The organism is Micromonospora sp. DT233, from assembly GCF_049841815.1.
Lineage (GTDB): Bacteria > Actinomycetota > Actinomycetes > Mycobacteriales > Micromonosporaceae > Micromonospora.
Genome location: NZ_JBNCLB010000006.1, coordinates 148099 through 162946, shown reverse-complemented (window position 1 = coordinate 162946; position 14848 = coordinate 148099). Strand labels below are relative to the sequence as shown.

General features: G+C 71.4%; 14 protein-coding genes, 2 tRNA genes and 1 pseudogene. 7 read left to right on the top strand and 10 right to left on the bottom strand.

Features of this window, described 5'->3' with window-relative positions; translation table 11 throughout:
* Window positions 1-32: 32 nt before the first annotated feature.
* Window positions 33-566 carry a hypothetical protein gene (locus tag ACLQ2V_RS16490; protein ID WP_425719356.1) on the top strand — a complete coding sequence of 178 codons (534 nt, stop codon included), beginning with the start codon at window positions 33-35 and terminating at the stop codon, window positions 564-566.
* 48 nt (window positions 567-614) lie between these two features.
* On the opposite strand, the gene ACLQ2V_RS16485 is transcribed toward ACLQ2V_RS16490, so the two are convergent.
* Genes ACLQ2V_RS16485 through ACLQ2V_RS16475 form a run of 3 tightly spaced genes read right to left on the bottom strand, consistent with a single transcriptional unit; the run spans window position 615 to window position 2252 of the window.
* Window positions 615-1847, bottom strand: a complete 1233-nt coding sequence (locus tag ACLQ2V_RS16485) for a helix-turn-helix domain-containing protein (protein ID WP_425719355.1) — start codon at window positions 1845-1847, stop codon at window positions 615-617.
* Window positions 1844-1990, bottom strand: a complete 147-nt coding sequence (locus ACLQ2V_RS16480; RefSeq protein ID WP_425719354.1) for a hypothetical protein — start codon at window positions 1988-1990, stop codon at window positions 1844-1846. Before ACLQ2V_RS16480 ends, ACLQ2V_RS16485 begins: the two co-directional genes overlap by 4 nt.
* Window positions 1983-2252 carry a hypothetical protein gene (locus ACLQ2V_RS16475; protein ID WP_425719353.1) on the bottom strand — a complete coding sequence of 90 codons (270 nt, stop codon included), beginning with the start codon at window positions 2250-2252 and terminating at the stop codon, window positions 1983-1985. The genes ACLQ2V_RS16480 and ACLQ2V_RS16475 overlap by 8 nt, the downstream gene beginning before the upstream one ends.
* 128 nt (window positions 2253-2380) lie before the next feature.
* Between ACLQ2V_RS16475 and ACLQ2V_RS16470 the strand changes: the two genes are divergently transcribed.
* Both ACLQ2V_RS16470 and ACLQ2V_RS16465 read left to right on the top strand, forming a co-directional pair.
* Window positions 2381-3172 carry a GntR family transcriptional regulator gene (locus ACLQ2V_RS16470; RefSeq protein ID WP_425719352.1) on the top strand — a complete coding sequence of 264 codons (792 nt, stop codon included), beginning with the start codon at window positions 2381-2383 and terminating at the stop codon, window positions 3170-3172.
* The gene (locus ACLQ2V_RS16465) at window positions 3169-3723 is read left to right on the top strand and encodes a GNAT family N-acetyltransferase (protein WP_425719351.1); all 555 of its coding nucleotides are present in this window, start codon (window positions 3169-3171) and stop codon (window positions 3721-3723) included. The genes ACLQ2V_RS16470 and ACLQ2V_RS16465 overlap by 4 nt, the downstream gene beginning before the upstream one ends.
* A gap of 167 nt (window positions 3724-3890) precedes the next feature.
* On the opposite strand, the gene ACLQ2V_RS16460 is transcribed toward ACLQ2V_RS16465, so the two are convergent.
* Window positions 3891-3967, bottom strand: a tRNA-Ser gene (locus ACLQ2V_RS16460).
* 371 nt (window positions 3968-4338) lie between these two features.
* On the opposite strand from ACLQ2V_RS16460, the gene ACLQ2V_RS16455 reads away from it, so the two are divergent.
* The gene (locus tag ACLQ2V_RS16455; protein WP_425719350.1) at window positions 4339-5103 is read left to right on the top strand and encodes a YbjN domain-containing protein; all 765 of its coding nucleotides are present in this window, start codon (window positions 4339-4341) and stop codon (window positions 5101-5103) included.
* 958 nt (window positions 5104-6061) lie between these two features.
* On the opposite strand, the gene ACLQ2V_RS16450 is transcribed toward ACLQ2V_RS16455, so the two are convergent.
* Window positions 6062-6148: transfer RNA gene (locus ACLQ2V_RS16450), tRNA-Ser, on the bottom strand.
* Between the two features lie 325 nt (window positions 6149-6473).
* Between ACLQ2V_RS16450 and ACLQ2V_RS16445 the strand changes: the two genes are divergently transcribed.
* Window positions 6474-7451: an NAD(P)H-quinone oxidoreductase gene (locus ACLQ2V_RS16445; protein ID WP_425719349.1), complete on the top strand. Its 978-nt coding sequence runs from the start codon at window positions 6474-6476 to the stop codon at window positions 7449-7451.
* 121 nt (window positions 7452-7572) lie between these two features.
* Here ACLQ2V_RS16445 and soxR read toward each other — a convergent pair.
* Both soxR and ACLQ2V_RS16435 read right to left on the bottom strand, forming a co-directional pair.
* Window positions 7573-8004, bottom strand: a pseudogene (gene soxR / locus ACLQ2V_RS16440) (redox-sensitive transcriptional activator SoxR); the annotation flags it as partial.
* Between the two features lie 85 nt (window positions 8005-8089).
* Entirely contained in the window at window positions 8090-8797 is a 708-nt protein-coding gene (locus tag ACLQ2V_RS16435) for a glycosyltransferase family 2 protein (RefSeq protein ID WP_425719348.1), read from the bottom strand.
* Between the two features lie 125 nt (window positions 8798-8922).
* On the opposite strand from ACLQ2V_RS16435, the gene ACLQ2V_RS16430 reads away from it, so the two are divergent.
* A complete protein-coding gene (locus tag ACLQ2V_RS16430; protein ID WP_425719347.1) occupies window positions 8923-11349 on the top strand; it encodes a hypothetical protein in 2427 nt (808 codons plus the stop codon).
* Window positions 11350-11424: 75 nt separating this feature from the next.
* On the opposite strand, the gene ACLQ2V_RS16425 is transcribed toward ACLQ2V_RS16430, so the two are convergent.
* From ACLQ2V_RS16425 to ACLQ2V_RS16415, 3 genes are all read right to left on the bottom strand, one after another.
* Window positions 11425-11934, bottom strand: coding sequence for a hypothetical protein (locus ACLQ2V_RS16425; RefSeq protein WP_425719472.1), 510 nt, complete (start codon window positions 11932-11934; stop codon window positions 11425-11427).
* 111 nt (window positions 11935-12045) lie between these two features.
* The gene (locus tag ACLQ2V_RS16420) at window positions 12046-13041 is read right to left on the bottom strand and encodes a phosphotransferase (protein WP_425719346.1); all 996 of its coding nucleotides are present in this window, start codon (window positions 13039-13041) and stop codon (window positions 12046-12048) included.
* Between the two features lie 20 nt (window positions 13042-13061).
* The gene (locus tag ACLQ2V_RS16415; RefSeq protein WP_425719345.1) at window positions 13062-14234 is read right to left on the bottom strand and encodes a thiolase family protein; all 1173 of its coding nucleotides are present in this window, start codon (window positions 14232-14234) and stop codon (window positions 13062-13064) included.
* Window positions 14235-14363: 129 nt separating this feature from the next.
* Between ACLQ2V_RS16415 and ACLQ2V_RS16410 the strand changes: the two genes are divergently transcribed.
* Window positions 14364-14810: a PH domain-containing protein gene (locus tag ACLQ2V_RS16410; protein WP_425719344.1), complete on the top strand. Its 447-nt coding sequence runs from the start codon at window positions 14364-14366 to the stop codon at window positions 14808-14810.
* Window positions 14811-14848: the final 38 nt, after the last annotated feature.

The following is a 14848-nucleotide window of genomic DNA, read 5'->3' as shown; positions in this document are numbered from 1 at the left end:
CGTCGGCCATGATCGGCCAGTAGCCTCACGTCGTGACCACGACCACTCCCCCCGTACGGCGGTGGCGTTCCCGCGCCGTGGCCGTCGCCGCCGTCGCCTTCGCGGTGGCCTGCATCGGCGCGCCGGCCCGGCAGGCGGTGGTGCGGGCGTTCGAGGCGGGGCGCGGCGAGCAGACGCCGACGGCGGCGGCCCAGTCCTACCTCGCGGCCGTCTTCGAGTCCGGCGACAGCGCCAAGATCAACCAGTGCCTCTGCGCAGACAACCGGGACGAGCTGTTCCGGCAGGCGCGGGACCTGCGCAAACAGGTCGATCAGCAGGCGACCTTCGGCCTCCGGGTCGAGACCTCCGGCTGGCAGTCGATCGGCTCGGAGGAGGGCACGCTCACCGTGCTGGTGAGCCTGCGCACCACCACGATCGACCCGGCGACCGGAGGAGTCTCCTTCCCCGGCGGCGACGCCCACGCGTGGCGGTTCACCGCTAAGGAGGAGGGTGGCCTCACCGGCGACGGTTGGAAGGTCTGCCGCGTCGACGCCCCGCCGCTCTGCGGCACCTACTTCCGCTGCTGACCGCGCCGACCCGGCGGGCTGCCGGCCCAGGCTCGGTCGGCGCCGTGATCATTTCCGCGTCAGGCCGATGGTGGCGGCGAGGCGGGCGACGTCGGCGGTGACGGGTCCGGCGTGGAGGACGGCGGTCAGGGCGGCGCGGGCGGCGGGGCGGGTGCGGGTTTCGTTGGGGGCGATGGTGTCGGCGGTGATGAGGGCTTGGCCGGCGGTGTGGTGGTCGCCGTGGTCGAGGTGGGCGCGGGTGATGTCGATGAGGTGGGCGGCGCGGTGTTCGGCGGGGAGGGTGCGCCAGGCGTCCTGACTGGTGGCGTACTGGTGGATGGTGATGGCGTGTTGGTGGTCGCCGAGGCGCATGGCGGTGAGGGCGCGGGCGAGGTCGACGGTGGTGGGGCCGAAGTCGATGCCGTCGTGGTCGCCGTGGTGGCGGTGGCCGTGTGCGGTGGCGAGGTGGGCGGCTTGGTCGGTGAGTGCGGTGGCGGCGGGGGCTTCGCCGCAGGCTGCGGCGGCGAGGGCGGCCTCAAGGAGGAGGGTTCCGGTGAGGGCGGGTTCCTCGGGGAGGAAGGCGCGTGCGGGTGTGCGGTGGAGGCGGGTTGTGGCGGTGACGGCGGCGGTGCGGGCGAGGTGGCCTCGGCGTAGGGCGCGTAGTGCTTGGGTGAGGGAGACGGTGGCGAGGGCGGCGCGGCGTGGGTCGTCGGCGGCGGCGGTCATGGCGCGGTCGGCGGCGAGCCAGGCGAGGTGGGCTTCGCCGAGTTTGACCAGCACCTGTGCGGTGAGGCGGTAGAGGCGTAGGGGGGTGTCGGCGGCGGCGGGGTCGTCGGGGCGGCCGGCGAGGTGGGCGTCGCCGAGCAGGTCGGGCAGCATCCTCAGGACCTGGGCGTGGTGGCCGTTGCGGTACGCCGTCCACGCGTACCCGACCTGGTCGTCACGCTGCCGCGCCGACGGCGTCGGTCGGGTGTTGGTGCCGGGTCGGGGGGCGTCGTAGCGGGCGAGGGCTTCGCGGACGCGTTCGATGGCTTTGCGGGTGTCGGCGGCGGCCTGCGGCCCCTGCGGGGCCTTGCCGGAGATCAGGATGGCGGGGGTGACGCCGAGGGCCGCGGCGACCGTCTTGATCACCGAGAGGCGATCGAGGGTACGAACGCCGCGTTCGACCTTGTCGACCCAGCTCTTGGACCTGCCGACCCGGTCGGCGAAGACCTGCTGGCTCATGCCCCGGCTGACGCGCAGCTCCGCCACCCGGCGGCCGATCGGGGTGTCGGTGTCGGTGCGTGGTTCGGGCTTGGTCATCGGTCCAGCTCCGTGGGGGGCGGGATGGGGTGGGTGGAGGCGCCGCAGCGCGGGCACCATCGGGACTTGACCCGGAAGGCGAGCAGCCCGAGCAGGAACCCCGGCACCAGCCCACCGAACACGGCCGACACGACTTCAGACATCACGAGCACTCTCACCTTCGGCTGACGGAAGACGGGGAAGTGAGTGGTTCAGCGGGCGAGAGTTCGCCCGCAAGTACTTCGTCACCCGGGCCGCCGCCTCTTCGGCCTGCTCGACGAGCGTGAGCAGCGGGGAGTTGGTCGGCCGGCGCAGCTCGAGCGCGTCCTTCGCCCGCGCGAGCGCGGCTAGGTGAACGCGGCTTGACTCAAGAGCGCGGTTGACCACCTCAATGTCGCGTGCCAGCTCGCCAGCCGAGTCGTCCATGCCGCTGCTCCCGTAGTTGAAGGACTCCGATGGGTAACGTTGGATTGGTACCTACCTTTACAGTCGGACCGTGGCTCGTCAAGACGGTGGCGATAGATTGGTTGGTACGACATCGGAAGGGGCGGCATGTGAAGCAGCCGAAGTACCGCCAGATCGCAAGCGAGCTTCGAGGCCAGATCGTGTCAGGAGCGTTGCGTGAGGGCGACCGGCTGCCGACCGAGCCCCAGCTACAGGAGCACTACGGCGTTTCCCGCAACACGGTCCGCGACGCCACTGCTCAGCTGGTGCACGAGGGGTTGGTACAACGGATGCCTGGGCGCGGTGGCGGCGTGATCGTTCGAAGGAAGATCACGCTGACGTTCCACGCTCACCGGGCCGAGATGCCTGCCGAGCCGATGGCCGAGACGGACGAGTGGCGGTCGGAAGTCGTGACGCAGGGCTACGAAGCTACACAGAAGTTCTCCTTGACGATCCAGGCGCTGACGCCTGACCTCGCCGAACGCCTCCACGTCGAGCCCGACTCGGCGGCCGTGTTGCGGCGCTGCATCCGGTACGTCAACGGTCAGCCATCCTCATTGCAGGACAGCTACTACCCGATGGACCTCGCGGAGGATGTCCGCGAGTTGCTGTCGCCGAAGGACATCCCGCAGGGGACCACCAGGCTCTTGGCCGAACGGGGCCACCAACAAACGGCCTACTACGACGAGTACGTCTCCCGTATGCCGACACCCGAGGAGACCAGCCTGCTCGGGCTGCAACCGGGCACGACGATTCTGCTGCATATCCGCACCGGCTACACCGAACAGCGCCCGGTCCGGGTGTCCTTCAACGTGTTCGCGGGCGATCGGAACCAGATCGTCGCCGTGCAGGGGGACGTGCGGCTGATCGCCCGGTTCCGTCCGGAGGAATCATCCAAATGATCATCACACCTGCGCGGCTGGCGGATGTCGACACCATCATGAGTTGGCGGCGCGAGCGCGTGGCATGGCTCGCGGCCAAGGGCGAAGAGCAGTGGTCCATCCCGTTGCCCCGCTCCGCCGTGGCGTCGTCAGTCTCGGCGGGGCAGACGTGGCTGGTGTGGGACGGTGACGAGCCGGCCGCCACCATCACCCTGACGGCGTACGTGGACGTCGACGGCCTGTGGAAGCCGGACCGCGATCCCGAGGCGCTGTGGTACCCGGAGGACGACCCGGCCGACGCGCTGTATGCGGCGAAGATGATGATTCCACTCGCCCGTGCCGGCGGGAACCTCGGCAGCGAGTTGCTGGACTGGGCCGGCGGCCGGGCGTACGAGGCGGGGCTGACATGGCTGCGGCTGGACGCCTGGACAACTAATCCACGGCTGCACAACTACTACCGCCGGCAGGGTTTCCGGCACGTACGCACCGTCGAGTCCCGCGTCTCCGGTGCATGCTTCCAGCGACCGTCCCAGCCATACCTGAACGGTCGACTCAAGACTGAGACGGTGTGACTACGTTGCGCGCTGCGTGGATGTGTCGACGGGCGAAGGTGCCACGTACCACGAGCTCAGCGAGGCCCGGTTGATCCCCGGACCCGCATCCACGTCGGCCGGCCCGCAGCAGCCCTGGGCAACCCCCGGGCAGATCGACAGCCGCCGCAGCAGCCGTGGGCGAGCGGAGGGTGTGGGAGTCGAACCCACGAAGACATCACTGCCTTACCGGTTTTCAAGACCGCGCAGCACTCGCCCTTGGCCTGCCGCTATGCGAGCGACTGCTGGCCGCACGATACGCAGTCGACACGCAGGACGCTCAGGCTGAGCCCGGCCGCCCCGCCCGTCAGGTCAGCACCCGGCCGCGATGCGGTGGGCCGGCAGCTCGGTCGGCACGCTCGGTCATCTGGCGCAAGGTCGCGTATCACGACTCAAGCTCAGACTGGGCAAATCACCCAGGTTCCATCGTCTCAAATCTGACGAATTGTTCTCAGTCTCGCTGCTCATCGGTATGGTACCTGGTGATCCGCACCATCCCCCGTTTCGCTGGCGCGGATTCCGCCAAGATTGTCAACCCGCCCACCGATCGTCGAGTCAGCGAAAGATGGTCCATTGCCCGGAATTACGTTAAGAAGCATGCCAGATGGGCCGATTCTAAAGCTGTTTGAGGAACTAAAGCGACTACATCGAACTGCCGGCGAACCGTCAATGCGGACGATCGGCGATAAGATCAAATACAGCTACGCGACAGTGCATTCGGCGATGCGCGGGCCGAAGATTCCTCGATGGCCCCCACTTGAGCTAATTGTTGAAGAGCTAGGGGGAGATGTAGACCATTTCAAACAACTCTGGATAGCGGCATTAGACTTCCAGGAGTCACACAATCCACCCCCCTCCGAATCCATCCCTTCTAGCATTAATACAGAGACACCCAAAGCCCGCCAGCTAGAAATTCCCTCCCTGGCCGATCTTCCTAGAATTACCATCGACCGCATCCAAACCACACTTGACGACCTCGGAGTTGGGTACCAAGAGGAGGACGAGGAGTCCGTTCTTGCGCTGTGGCTTCGCCATAGAATGCTTTTCGCCGTCGAAGGGCCCACCGAAGAGATTCTTATGATGCGGGCGCAGATTAATACCACCCTGCCAATAGCAGAATCAGCCCGGGCACGGCTAGCCGTCAATGAGTGGAATCACACACGCCGGTTCATGAAGGCATACGTGGGAGATCCTGACGATGAAAACCGGATCCACATCTACGGCGAAATGCAGATACCCCTAGGCACCGGGGCTACTGACCAGCAGCTCGCGGAACTCATCGACTGCGGTGCCGCGGTCGGCACACTGCTGGCTGAGTGGATGCACGATGAGGGCTGCCTATCCAGCGGAAGTGACGAGTAACGAGCCCTCGCGTGCACGAACAAAGACCTAAAACAGAAGACTGTCAAGATTCGTCAGACGCCGTTAAGCGCTGACATGAAAGCGTCAACAGCCCTGGCGAATTCGTTTGCCTTTGACAGATCACTCTCAACGCACTCGACACTTGAGGCACCGGTAATCCAACCAAGGAGCCTGAGTGGTCGTAGCCTTGATCTCCGAGTTAGCACGAGAGTTCTTTATCCAGGTTGTTGTGGGCTTCTCCTGGATCGCACTAACCGCCGCGACCGTTAATCGCAAGTCCAGAAATGAGCGAAAAGGCGGCGGCGACGTAGAAGACAGGGAATTGCAGTAAAGCATTTCTCGCCATCCCGTCAACTCCTACCCCACCCATGTCGGATGGGACAGGGCTAGCGAGTTGACGGGATGGCTCGCCAGTCTTGCTTACTCCGGTGATGCCGGAGACTGCAGGGCGCGGGGCTCGGTAGCCCCCTATCGAGGGCCTGCGACGTATACGAGAGTGGCGTCATCGCTCTTCATGTTGCGGCCACCGGAGCGCGACCGGGTCGGACTCTTCGAACTGACGTACGCGCCGAAGTGCTTCGCTTGGCCCTTGCTTCTCAAGCAGGTCAATTTCCCTCCAGCTAACGTCGTTGAACATCCACATAAGCCTTGCCGCTCCATCGGTCAACAGGATCGACCGAGTGACGGTTTCGATTGGCACCCGTTCAACGATTGCGTGACTGGGGGCTACCGGAGCCGATGGCCCGGAAACTAAACACCCGGAACTGGTATGGCCTCGCTGTCGCGTTCGTGGACATGAAATGGCCACGTGCCGCCGCGACGCAGCGCAAGAGCATTGCCGACGCGCTCGCCACGGCCACGCTCGCGCTGCTCGCCACGTCGCGCGGCGCACCTGACGACGCCGAGACCCCTGACTGGCGTCCGCACTGGTCAGGGGCCGTTTCTGCTGTCCAGAGAGCGGAGGGTGTGGGATTCGAACCCACGAAGACATCGCTGCCTTACCGGTTTTCAAGACCAGCGCCATCGGCCACTAGGCGAACCCTCCAGGACGCACCCACCGGGCGCGACCGCTGCCTAGTCTGCCAGAAGTCGGCAACCGACCGGGCCGCCCTCCCACCCACTCGGGGACGTACCGGACAGACCGCAGCCGGGACGGCCGGCCACGCCACGGCCGGAACCCGGGCCGGCGCCTCGATCGACTTTGTATGCGGTACATGGTGGTTTCCCCGAGGCGGGAAGCCGCCTTATGCCGCACATCGCGCCGCCGGCACCGCCGCCGCGGCGGCGGCGGCGGCGGTGCCGGCCGGCTACCACAGCGGCCGACGGGAGCCCTGGCGTAGAGAACGGCCCGGATCGGGTAAGACTGGGTCATGCGCGCCATCACGATCCCCACGCCCGGAGGACCCGACGCACTCGTCTGGGCGGAGGTGCCCGACCCGGAGCCCGGCCCCGGCGAGGTCGTCGTGCAGGTGCGGGCCAGCGCGGTGAACCGGGCCGACCTGCTGCAACGGCAGGGCAACTACCCGCCCCCGCCGGGCGCGTCCGCGTACCCGGGGTTGGAGTGCTCGGGGGTGATCGCCGCGGTCGGGCCCGACGTGGCCGGCTGGGCGGTCGGCCAGGAGGTCTGCGCGCTGCTGGCCGGCGGCGGGTACGCGGAGCGGGTGGCGGTGCCCGCCGGGCAGTTGCTGCCGGTGCCCGACGGCGTCGACCCGGTCGACGCGGCGGCGCTGCCGGAGGTGGCCTGCACGGTCTGGTCGAACGTGGTGCAGCTCGCCGGGCTGCGCGGCGGCGAGACCCTGCTGGTGCACGGCGGGGGGAGCGGGATCGGCACGTTCGCCGTCCAACTCGGCGCGGCGCTCGGCGCGACGGTGGTGGTGACCGCGCGGTCGGCGAAGCACGCGCGGCTGCGCGAGCTGGGTGCCGCGCACACGATCGATTATCAGGAGGAGGACTTCGTCGAGCAGGTGCGGCGGGTCACCGACGGCCGGGGCGCGGACGTCATCCTCGACATCATGGGCGCGGCCTACCTGGCCCGGAACGTGGCGGCGCTGGCCACCGGCGGGCGGCTGGTGGTGATCGGCATGCAGGGCGGTCGGAAGGCGGAGCTGGACCTCGGGGCGCTGCTGGCCAAGCGGGCCTCGGTGGCGGCCACCGCGCTGCGGTCCCGGCCGCTGGCGGAGAAGGCGGCGATCGTGGCCGGCGTACGGGAACAGGTGTGGCCGTTGGTCGCGGCCGGGACGGTCCGCCCGGTGGTGGACCGGCGGCTGCCGATGGCCGAGGCGGCGGCGGCGCACCGGCTGGTCGAGTCCAACGACCACATCGGGAAGGTGCTGCTCACCGTCCCGTGACGCCGGCACCGACATTGACGCCGGCACCGCCGACGCCGCACCCACCACCACCGCTAGGTACGCACCCGTCGGGTTCGGCCGGGCCCGATCCGGCCGCGCCGGGGGCCGGCGGGTCGGTGCTCGGCAGCAGCAGCCGCGCCCCGGCGCCCTCGGCGGAGAGCTTGTCCTCCGGGTTGTAGAGGGCGCAGCGCTGCAACGACAGGCAGCCGCAGCCGATGCAGCCGTCAAGGTCGTCGCGGAGCTTGGCCATCAGCCGGATCTTCTCGTCGAGCCGGGCCCGCCAGGCCGTGGAGAGCGCGGCCCAGTCGGTGGCCGTGGGGGTACGCGAGGCGGGCAGCGAGTCCAGCGCGTCGCGGATCTCCTCCAGCGAGACGCCGACCTGCTGGGAGATCCGGACGAAGGCCACCCGGCGCAGCTCACTGCGGGCGTACCGGCGCTGGTTGCCGCTGGTGCGTTCGGCGCGGATCAGGCCGAGGCGCTCGTAGTAGCGCAGCGCCGAGGCCGCGACGCCGCTGCGCGCGGCGAGCTGACCGATGGTCAGGGAATCCTGCATCACGTCGCCTTCAATTGAAGGACATCTCAACTCGCCAGGCTATCGGCCCGGCCGGGTCGACCGCCAGACGCGGGCGGCCGGCGGATCAGCGCTGCGGTGCGCCCAGGGGGCGGCGACGGCTGCGCTCCCGGCCGAGAATCCAGATCGCCTCGACGCCGTCCTTCCAGGTGATCTTCTTGCCCTCCTCGCGGCCCCGCGCCCGGTAGCTGATCGGCACCTCGTACGGGCGGATGCGCCGACGCAGCAGCTTGCCGGTCACCTCCGCCTCCATCCCGAAGCCCCGGGAGCGGATGTCCAGGGAGCGGTACAGGGCGATCGGCATCAGCTTGAAGCAGGTCTCCAGGTCACCGATGTACGAGTTGAACAGCACATTGGCTGCCATCGTGACGCCCTTGTTGCCCATCACGTACCAGAAGCTGTAGGCGCTGTGGCTGCCGAAGGTGCGATTGCCGTAGACCACCGTGGCGCGGCCGTCGAGCACGGGGGCCAGCAGCCGGGGGATGTCCTGCGGGTCGTACTCCAGGTCGGCGTCGAGAATGACCATGTATTCGCCCTCGGCGCTGTCGACCGCCGTCTTGATGGCCGCGCCCTTGCCCGCGTTGCGCTGGTGGGTGATCACCCGCAGTCGCGCGTCGTCGGCGCGGCTGAGGATCTCGCCGGTGTCGTCGCGACTGCCGTCGTCGACCACCACCAACTCGATCTCGCACGGGTAGTCGACCGCCAATGCCTGCTTGAGGGCATCCGCGATGCGTTCTTCCTCGTTGTAGACCGGCATGAGGATCGAGAGCTTCACGGAAATCTCCATGGTGGCGGCAAACACGTCGGCCCTAGCCTAGCCTGGCAGGTCAGCGCAGTGAGGTCCACCGCCGTCGGGCGTCGCGCGCCGCAATATCAGCTGGATGGTGTTTACTTCGCGCCATGTCGGCAGCCGGCTCCCTGCTCGTGGCGGCCCCCATCGCCGCCGCCGTGTCGCTCACCGTGGCGCTCCACCCACGCGGGGTCGACGTGGTCGCCCCGAGACGCCTGGCCGTGGTCCGGGCCGCGGTGGTCACCGGCGCGTTCGCGGTGCTGACGGTGGAGCTGCTCGGCGCGTTGCGCCTGCTCACCCTGCCCGCCTTCGCCGTCGCCTGGCTGCTCTTCCTGGCGGTCGCCGCGACCGCCGCCGCCCTGCGACACCGCCGCGACCGCACGCCCCACCCGGCAATCCCCGCCCCGCGCGACCGCCGCGACGACGCACGACGCGAGGCGACCGCCGGGTTCCGCGCCGACCGCGACGCCGCGCGTGGCCCGGTCGCCGCAGCCCGCGCCGCCCGCGCGGGGCTGGCCCACCGGTGGCGTACGGCGGGGCGGGGCGAGCGGCTGCTCTTCGGCGCGACCGGCGGGCTGGTCCTGGTGGAGTTGCTGATCGCGCTGCTGGCGGAGCCGAACAACTTCGACTCGCAGACGTACCACCTGCCGAAGGTGGAGCACTGGGCGGCCCAGGGTGACCTGGACTTCTGGCCCACCGCGATCCACCGGCAGGTGACCATCCCGCCCGGCGCGGAGTACCTGCTGCTGCACCTGCGGCTGCTCACCGGGGGCGACTGGGCGTACCACCTGGTGCAGTGGGCGGCCGGGGTGGGCTGCCTGCTGGTCGCCGCCCGGATCACCGCCCAGCTCGGCGGCGGCCGGCGGGCTCGGTTGCTCACCGCGTTCGTGCTGGCCAGCACGCCGATGGTGGCGATGCAGGCGACCAGCACCCAGACCGACCTGGTCTGCGCCGCCTGGGTGGCCTGCGTGGCGACGCTGGCGCTGGACGGGCTGCGCCGCCGGGCGGGGTTCGGCACGCTGCTGCTGCTCGGCGCGGCGACCGGGCTGACCGCGGTGACGAAGACCAGCGGGCTGATCGGGGCCGCCCCGCTGCTGCTGCTCTGGGGGATCGGCCAACTCCGGCTGGCGTACGGCAGCGGTGGCGCACCCGGCGACGAGCCCCGCCGGCCGGTGGGCGCGGCCGGAGCCGGGGCGCTGGGCGCGGACGGGACCGGGGACGGGGCGTTGGGGCTGCGGGACGAGGGCGGGCGGGCCGCGCCGGTCGGCGGCGGTACGCCGGACCGGGCGTTGCTGGTCGGTGCGGGCGCGGCCGACCGGCTCGCGTCGGCCGGCGGGCGGGGGCCCGACGTGGCGGCGGGCGCGGCCGTGGGCCGGCCGCCGGCAGCGGCACAGACCCCCGCCGACCTGGGACGACGCGCTACCGCCGGCACGGGGATGGCCCGGACGGCGGGCAGGCCCCGGATCGCGGGGACCGCCCGGGTATTCGCCGCTTCGGTGCTGGTGCTGTTGGTGGCCCTGACCGTGGTCGGGCCGTTCCTGGCCCGGGTGCAGGCCGAGTTCGGCCACCCGCTCGGGCCGCCCCGGCTGCGCGAGTCCATCCCGATGGAACGGCACGACCCGCCGTCGGTCCTGGTGAACGCCCTGCGGATCGGGCACACCGCGCTGGACACGCCCCTCGCGCCGGTCCGCGCCGGCACGGCCGAGGTGATCATGAAGGTGGCCCGGCTGATCGGGGTGGACCCCCAGGACCGGGACATCACGTTCGGCCGGGAGGTCTTCCCGGTGCCGGCCTGGTACCCGGACGAGGATCGGGTGGCGTTTCCGCTGGCCGGCGCGCTGGCGCTGGTCGGCGCGGCGCTGGCGATCGCCCGGCCGGTGCGGTTGAGCCCGACCGCGCCGGGCGCACTGCGCGCGTACGCGGTGCTGGTGGTCGCCGCCGTCGTGCTGCACACTGCGATGATCAAGTGGCAGCCGTGGGGGAACCGGCTGCTGCTCTACGCCCTGGTGCTGGCCGTCCCGCTGGCCGGCCTCTGCCTGGACGCGCTGCTGAACCGGCGACGCCCGCCGTCCCGGCGGTCGGTGGCGGCGGGCCTGGCGGTCACGGTGCTGGCCACGTCCGCGCTGGCCGGGGTGCTCACCCTGGCGTACGGCTTCCCGCGCCGGCTGGTCGGCGACGGCTCGGTCTTCACCACCTCCGAGTGGGACACCCGGTTCGTGCGCCGGCCACAGTGGGCGGCCGAGTTCCGGTGGGCCGCCGACGCGGTGCGGGCCTCCGGGGCCCGGCGGGTCGGGTTGGTGCAGCAGAACGACAACTGGGAGTACCCCTGGTGGCTGCTGCTGCGGCAGCCCGACGGCGGCTCGCCCGAACTGGTGGCGCTGGAGTCGGTGCTGCCGGACCGCCCGCCGGCCGATGCGGCGTCGACCGATGCCGTGGTCTGCACCGGCAACCGCGCGGTCTGCCGGAAGCTGGTGCCGGCCGGCTGGCCGCTGGCCTGGCGCGGCTACGTCGGCTACGCCCTCCCGCCCGAGCGCTGACCCGCGTCGGGCGGTGCCCGTGAGGCGGCACATGTCGGGCGGCGGCGGGGCGGCGGCGGGCCCGGTGGGGATCGGTCAGTGGACCACCACGGGCCCCAGCGCGGTGGGGCGCACGGCGTCCGGCGTGTCGCCGATGGTGGCCACGATCCGCTCCCGCGCCAGCCGCACCCTGGTCCGGAAGCAGTGGTGCAGCAGGGCTTCGAGCTGCCACACCTGCCTCGGATGGGCCAGCCGGATGAGGAACCGCTCCCGGACGCCGTCGATGGCGGTGGCGGCCAGCTCCATCGCGGGCAGCCGCGAGTCGGCGTGCCAACTGACGTCGCTGAGCTCCCGCAGCCCGGCGTTGAGGTGCAGGCGCAGGCGGTGCAGGACCCGGGTCTGCCGGGTGACGACGAGCCGCCGGTGGGTCAGCAGCAGCAGGTATTCGTCGGCCGGGTGCTGCGGCCGACTGCACCGGGTCACCAGGATCGTGGCGTCACCGGCGCCGACGCAGCGGCGGAAGATCGGCATGTGCCGAGTGGCGGTCTGCGCGGCCAACCCGGTGTCGGCGGCTGCGGGCAGGAACGTTCGGGAGAAGACGTCCATGACCAGCCCAACGACGTCGGGCGGCACCGTGATGTGGGTCACCGCCAATCTGCGGAAGTTCCACCGTCGGGTGTCGCACCGGCTGTGCGCGGGCCGCCGACCCGCCCGGCGCTACAGCGGGTCCGGCTCGAAGAGCTCGGCGAGCCAGCCGGGGACCGCCCCGGCGTACTCGGCCCGCGCCGGGTCGGTGGTGTGCAGGGCGCGTCGCCAGGCCAGCGCCCGACTCACCTTCGCCACGCCCGTCGCCAGGCCGGCCGCCGACCGCAGCTCCGCCCGGTCGTGCCGGTCGGTCCACACCTCGAGGTACGCGTCCCGCAGCCGGACCAACGCCGGGTCGCCGGCCGGCAGCGCGAAGGAGTCCGCCACCGATCTCAGCGTCACCAGCAGCGTGCCGAAGGGGTGGGCCACCGAGGCGTCGCCCCAGTCGAAGACCCGGTGGTCGGCCGCGAGGACGTTGCCGTCGTGCAGGTCGTCGTGCTGCACGCCCGGCGGCACCCCGTACGAGTCCAACTTGTGGCAGCGGGCGGCGAACTCCAGCAGCGACGCCCGCAGCCGCCCGTACGTCTGCGGGGTCAGCCCGCCCGGCGTGCCCACGGGCACGGCCTCCCGGTCGTCGAGCAGCTCGGTGAAGTGGCCCGTCATCGCCAGCGGGCGGTGATCCGGCACGCCGAGGGCCAGCAGCTCGCCGACCGCGGGGGCGGTGGCGCGCTGGAGCGCGGCGTACCCGCTCAGGACGCGTTCCCAGACGGCCAGGTCGCGCTCGCGGTCGAACGCCTCGCGCAGGGTCTCGCCGCCGTCGGGCAGCAGCGCCCAGCCCCGGCCAACGTCCACGGCCACCGGCTCGGGGACGCGGCCGGGGGCGATCCGGGCCAGCGCGTCGAGCAGCCCCGCCTCGAAGCGGGTGCCGGCGTTGTTGGCCTTGAACCAGTACGCCCCGCCGTCGGTGGGCACCCGCCACACCAGCGACCAGGGCCGCTGCCGGGCCTGCACCGGGCCGGTGATCCGGCGCCCCGCCCGGTCGACGTGCTCGGCGACCCAGCCGTGGGCCGCCTCCCGCCAGCGCTGGTCGGACCAGTCGGCGGGCGGAACGGCGAAGTCATCGGTCACGCCGGCCAGGGTAGACGTCCTCAGAGCAGCTCGACGATCGTGGCGTTGGCCATGCCCCCGCCCTCGCACATGGTCTGCAGGCCGTAACGGATGCCGTTGTCCCGCATGTGCTGCAACATCGTGGTCATGATCCGGGCCCCGGACGCCCCGAGCGGGTGCCCCAGGGCGATCGCCCCGCCGCGCGGGTTGAGCCGCTCCGGGTCGGCCTCCGTCTCGGCCAGCCAGGCCAGGGGCACCGGGGCGAACGCCTCGTTCACCTCGTACACCCCGATCTCCTCGATGCCCAGCCCCGCGCGGCGCAGCGCTTTCGCGGTGGCCGGGATGGGCGCGGTGAGCATGGCGACCGGGTCGTCGGCGGTGACCACGGCGGTGTGCACCCGGGCCAGCGGGCGCAGCCCGTGCCGGCCGGCCCACTCGGAGGTGGTGACGGCGAGCGCGGCCGCGCCGTCGGAGATCTGGGACGCCGAGCCGGCGGTGACCACCCCGTCGGCGCGGAACGGGGTCTTCAGCTCGCCGAGCTTGGCCAGCGAGGTGTCCCGGCGGATGCCCTCGTCGGCGGCGAACTTGCCGCCGTCGGGCAGCACCACCGGGGTCAGCTCCGCATCGAACGCCCCGGCGTCCTGGGCGCCGGCGGCCTTCTCGTGGCTGGCCAGGGCGAACTCGTCGAGCTGCGCGCGGGAGAAGCGCCAGCGGGCGGCGATCAGCTCGGCGCCGACGCCCTGGTTGAACGGCAGCGGGGAGTCGGCGGCGAAGCCCTCCACCCCCCGGTAGCGGTCGCGGATCTGGTCGCTGAACGGCGAGGCGTCGCCGACGCTGGCACCCATCGGCACCCGGGTCATCGACTCGACGCCACCGGCCACCACCAGGTCGGCCTGGCCGGACGCGACGGCGGCGGCGGCGAAGTGCAGGGCCTGCTGGCTCGACCCGCACTGCCGGTCCAGGGTGGTGCCGGGCACCGACTCGGGCCAGCCGGCGGCGAGGACGGCGTTGCGGGCGACGTTCCACGACTGCTCGCCGACCTGGGACACGCAGCCCCAGATCACGTCGTCGACCTGCGCGGGGTCGAGCCCGGTGCGCTCGGCGAGGACGCGCAGCACGTGCGCCGAGAGGTCCACCGGATGCACCGTGGCCAGGCTGCCCTTGCGCCGCCCGACCGGGGTCCGCACCGCACCGACGATGACCGCGTCACTCATGTTTACTCCCCGGTAACCTGGCTGGCTTCGATACTACGTCCTGCCCCGGCCGACCGGCCGCCCCGCCGCACCGGCCGCCGCCGCACTGCCGGGCGAGCACGATCCGGGCGCGGCGGGCATGCTGTAGGGATGCGGCCAGAGCGGAGCCCCGAGTCGTCGGCGGTGCGGCAGTGGCGGGTGCCGCCCGTGCTGCCGGTGGCGAAGTTGGTCGGTGCGGCGGCGCTGCTCGGGCTCGGGTTCCTCTTCGCCGACGGCGACGTGGTGCGCCTCGTCCTCGCGGCGACGGCCGCCGTGGGGCTGCTCGGCTGGGCGGCCCGCGACCTGCTCGCGCCGGTGCGACTCGCCGTCGATCCGGCGGGGGTCACGGTGATCCGGGGCTTCGCCGGCCGGCGGCGCCTCGCCTGGGGCGACGTCGAGGCGATCACCGTCGACCGGCGACCCCGGCTCGGCCTGACCAACGACGTCCTGGAGATCGACGCGGGCGAGTCGCTGCACCTGTTCGGGCGCTACGACCTGAACGCCCCGCCGGAAGATGTCGCCGAGGCGCTGCGCGCCGCCCGCCCCGAGCCGTCCTGACCGAAACCCAGTGCAGATCTTGGAAGGAAATGGCCCCT

Excerpts from the sequence above, each read along its gene's own strand:
- ACLQ2V_RS16465 (WP_425719351.1), top strand. The coding sequence starts at position 3,169 with ATGATCATCACACCTGCGCGGCTGGCGGATGTCGACACCATCATGAGT.
- ACLQ2V_RS16485 (WP_425719355.1), bottom strand. The coding sequence starts at position 1,847 with ATGACCAAGCCCGAACCACGCACCGACACCGACACCCCGATCGGCCGC.
- ACLQ2V_RS16445 (WP_425719349.1), top strand. The coding sequence starts at position 6,474 with ATGCGCGCCATCACGATCCCCACGCCCGGAGGACCCGACGCACTCGTC.
- ACLQ2V_RS16430 (WP_425719347.1), top strand. The coding sequence starts at position 8,923 with ATGTCGGCAGCCGGCTCCCTGCTCGTGGCGGCCCCCATCGCCGCCGCC.
- ACLQ2V_RS16415 (WP_425719345.1), bottom strand. The coding sequence starts at position 14,234 with ATGAGTGACGCGGTCATCGTCGGTGCGGTGCGGACCCCGGTCGGGCGG.
- ACLQ2V_RS16475 (WP_425719353.1), bottom strand. The coding sequence starts at position 2,252 with ATGGACGACTCGGCTGGCGAGCTGGCACGCGACATTGAGGTGGTCAAC.
- ACLQ2V_RS16410 (WP_425719344.1), top strand. The coding sequence starts at position 14,364 with ATGCGGCCAGAGCGGAGCCCCGAGTCGTCGGCGGTGCGGCAGTGGCGG.
- ACLQ2V_RS16425 (WP_425719472.1), bottom strand. The coding sequence starts at position 11,934 with ATGGACGTCTTCTCCCGAACGTTCCTGCCCGCAGCCGCCGACACCGGG.
- ACLQ2V_RS16455 (WP_425719350.1), top strand. The coding sequence starts at position 4,339 with ATGCCAGATGGGCCGATTCTAAAGCTGTTTGAGGAACTAAAGCGACTA.
- ACLQ2V_RS16480 (WP_425719354.1), bottom strand. The coding sequence starts at position 1,990 with ATGTCTGAAGTCGTGTCGGCCGTGTTCGGTGGGCTGGTGCCGGGGTTC.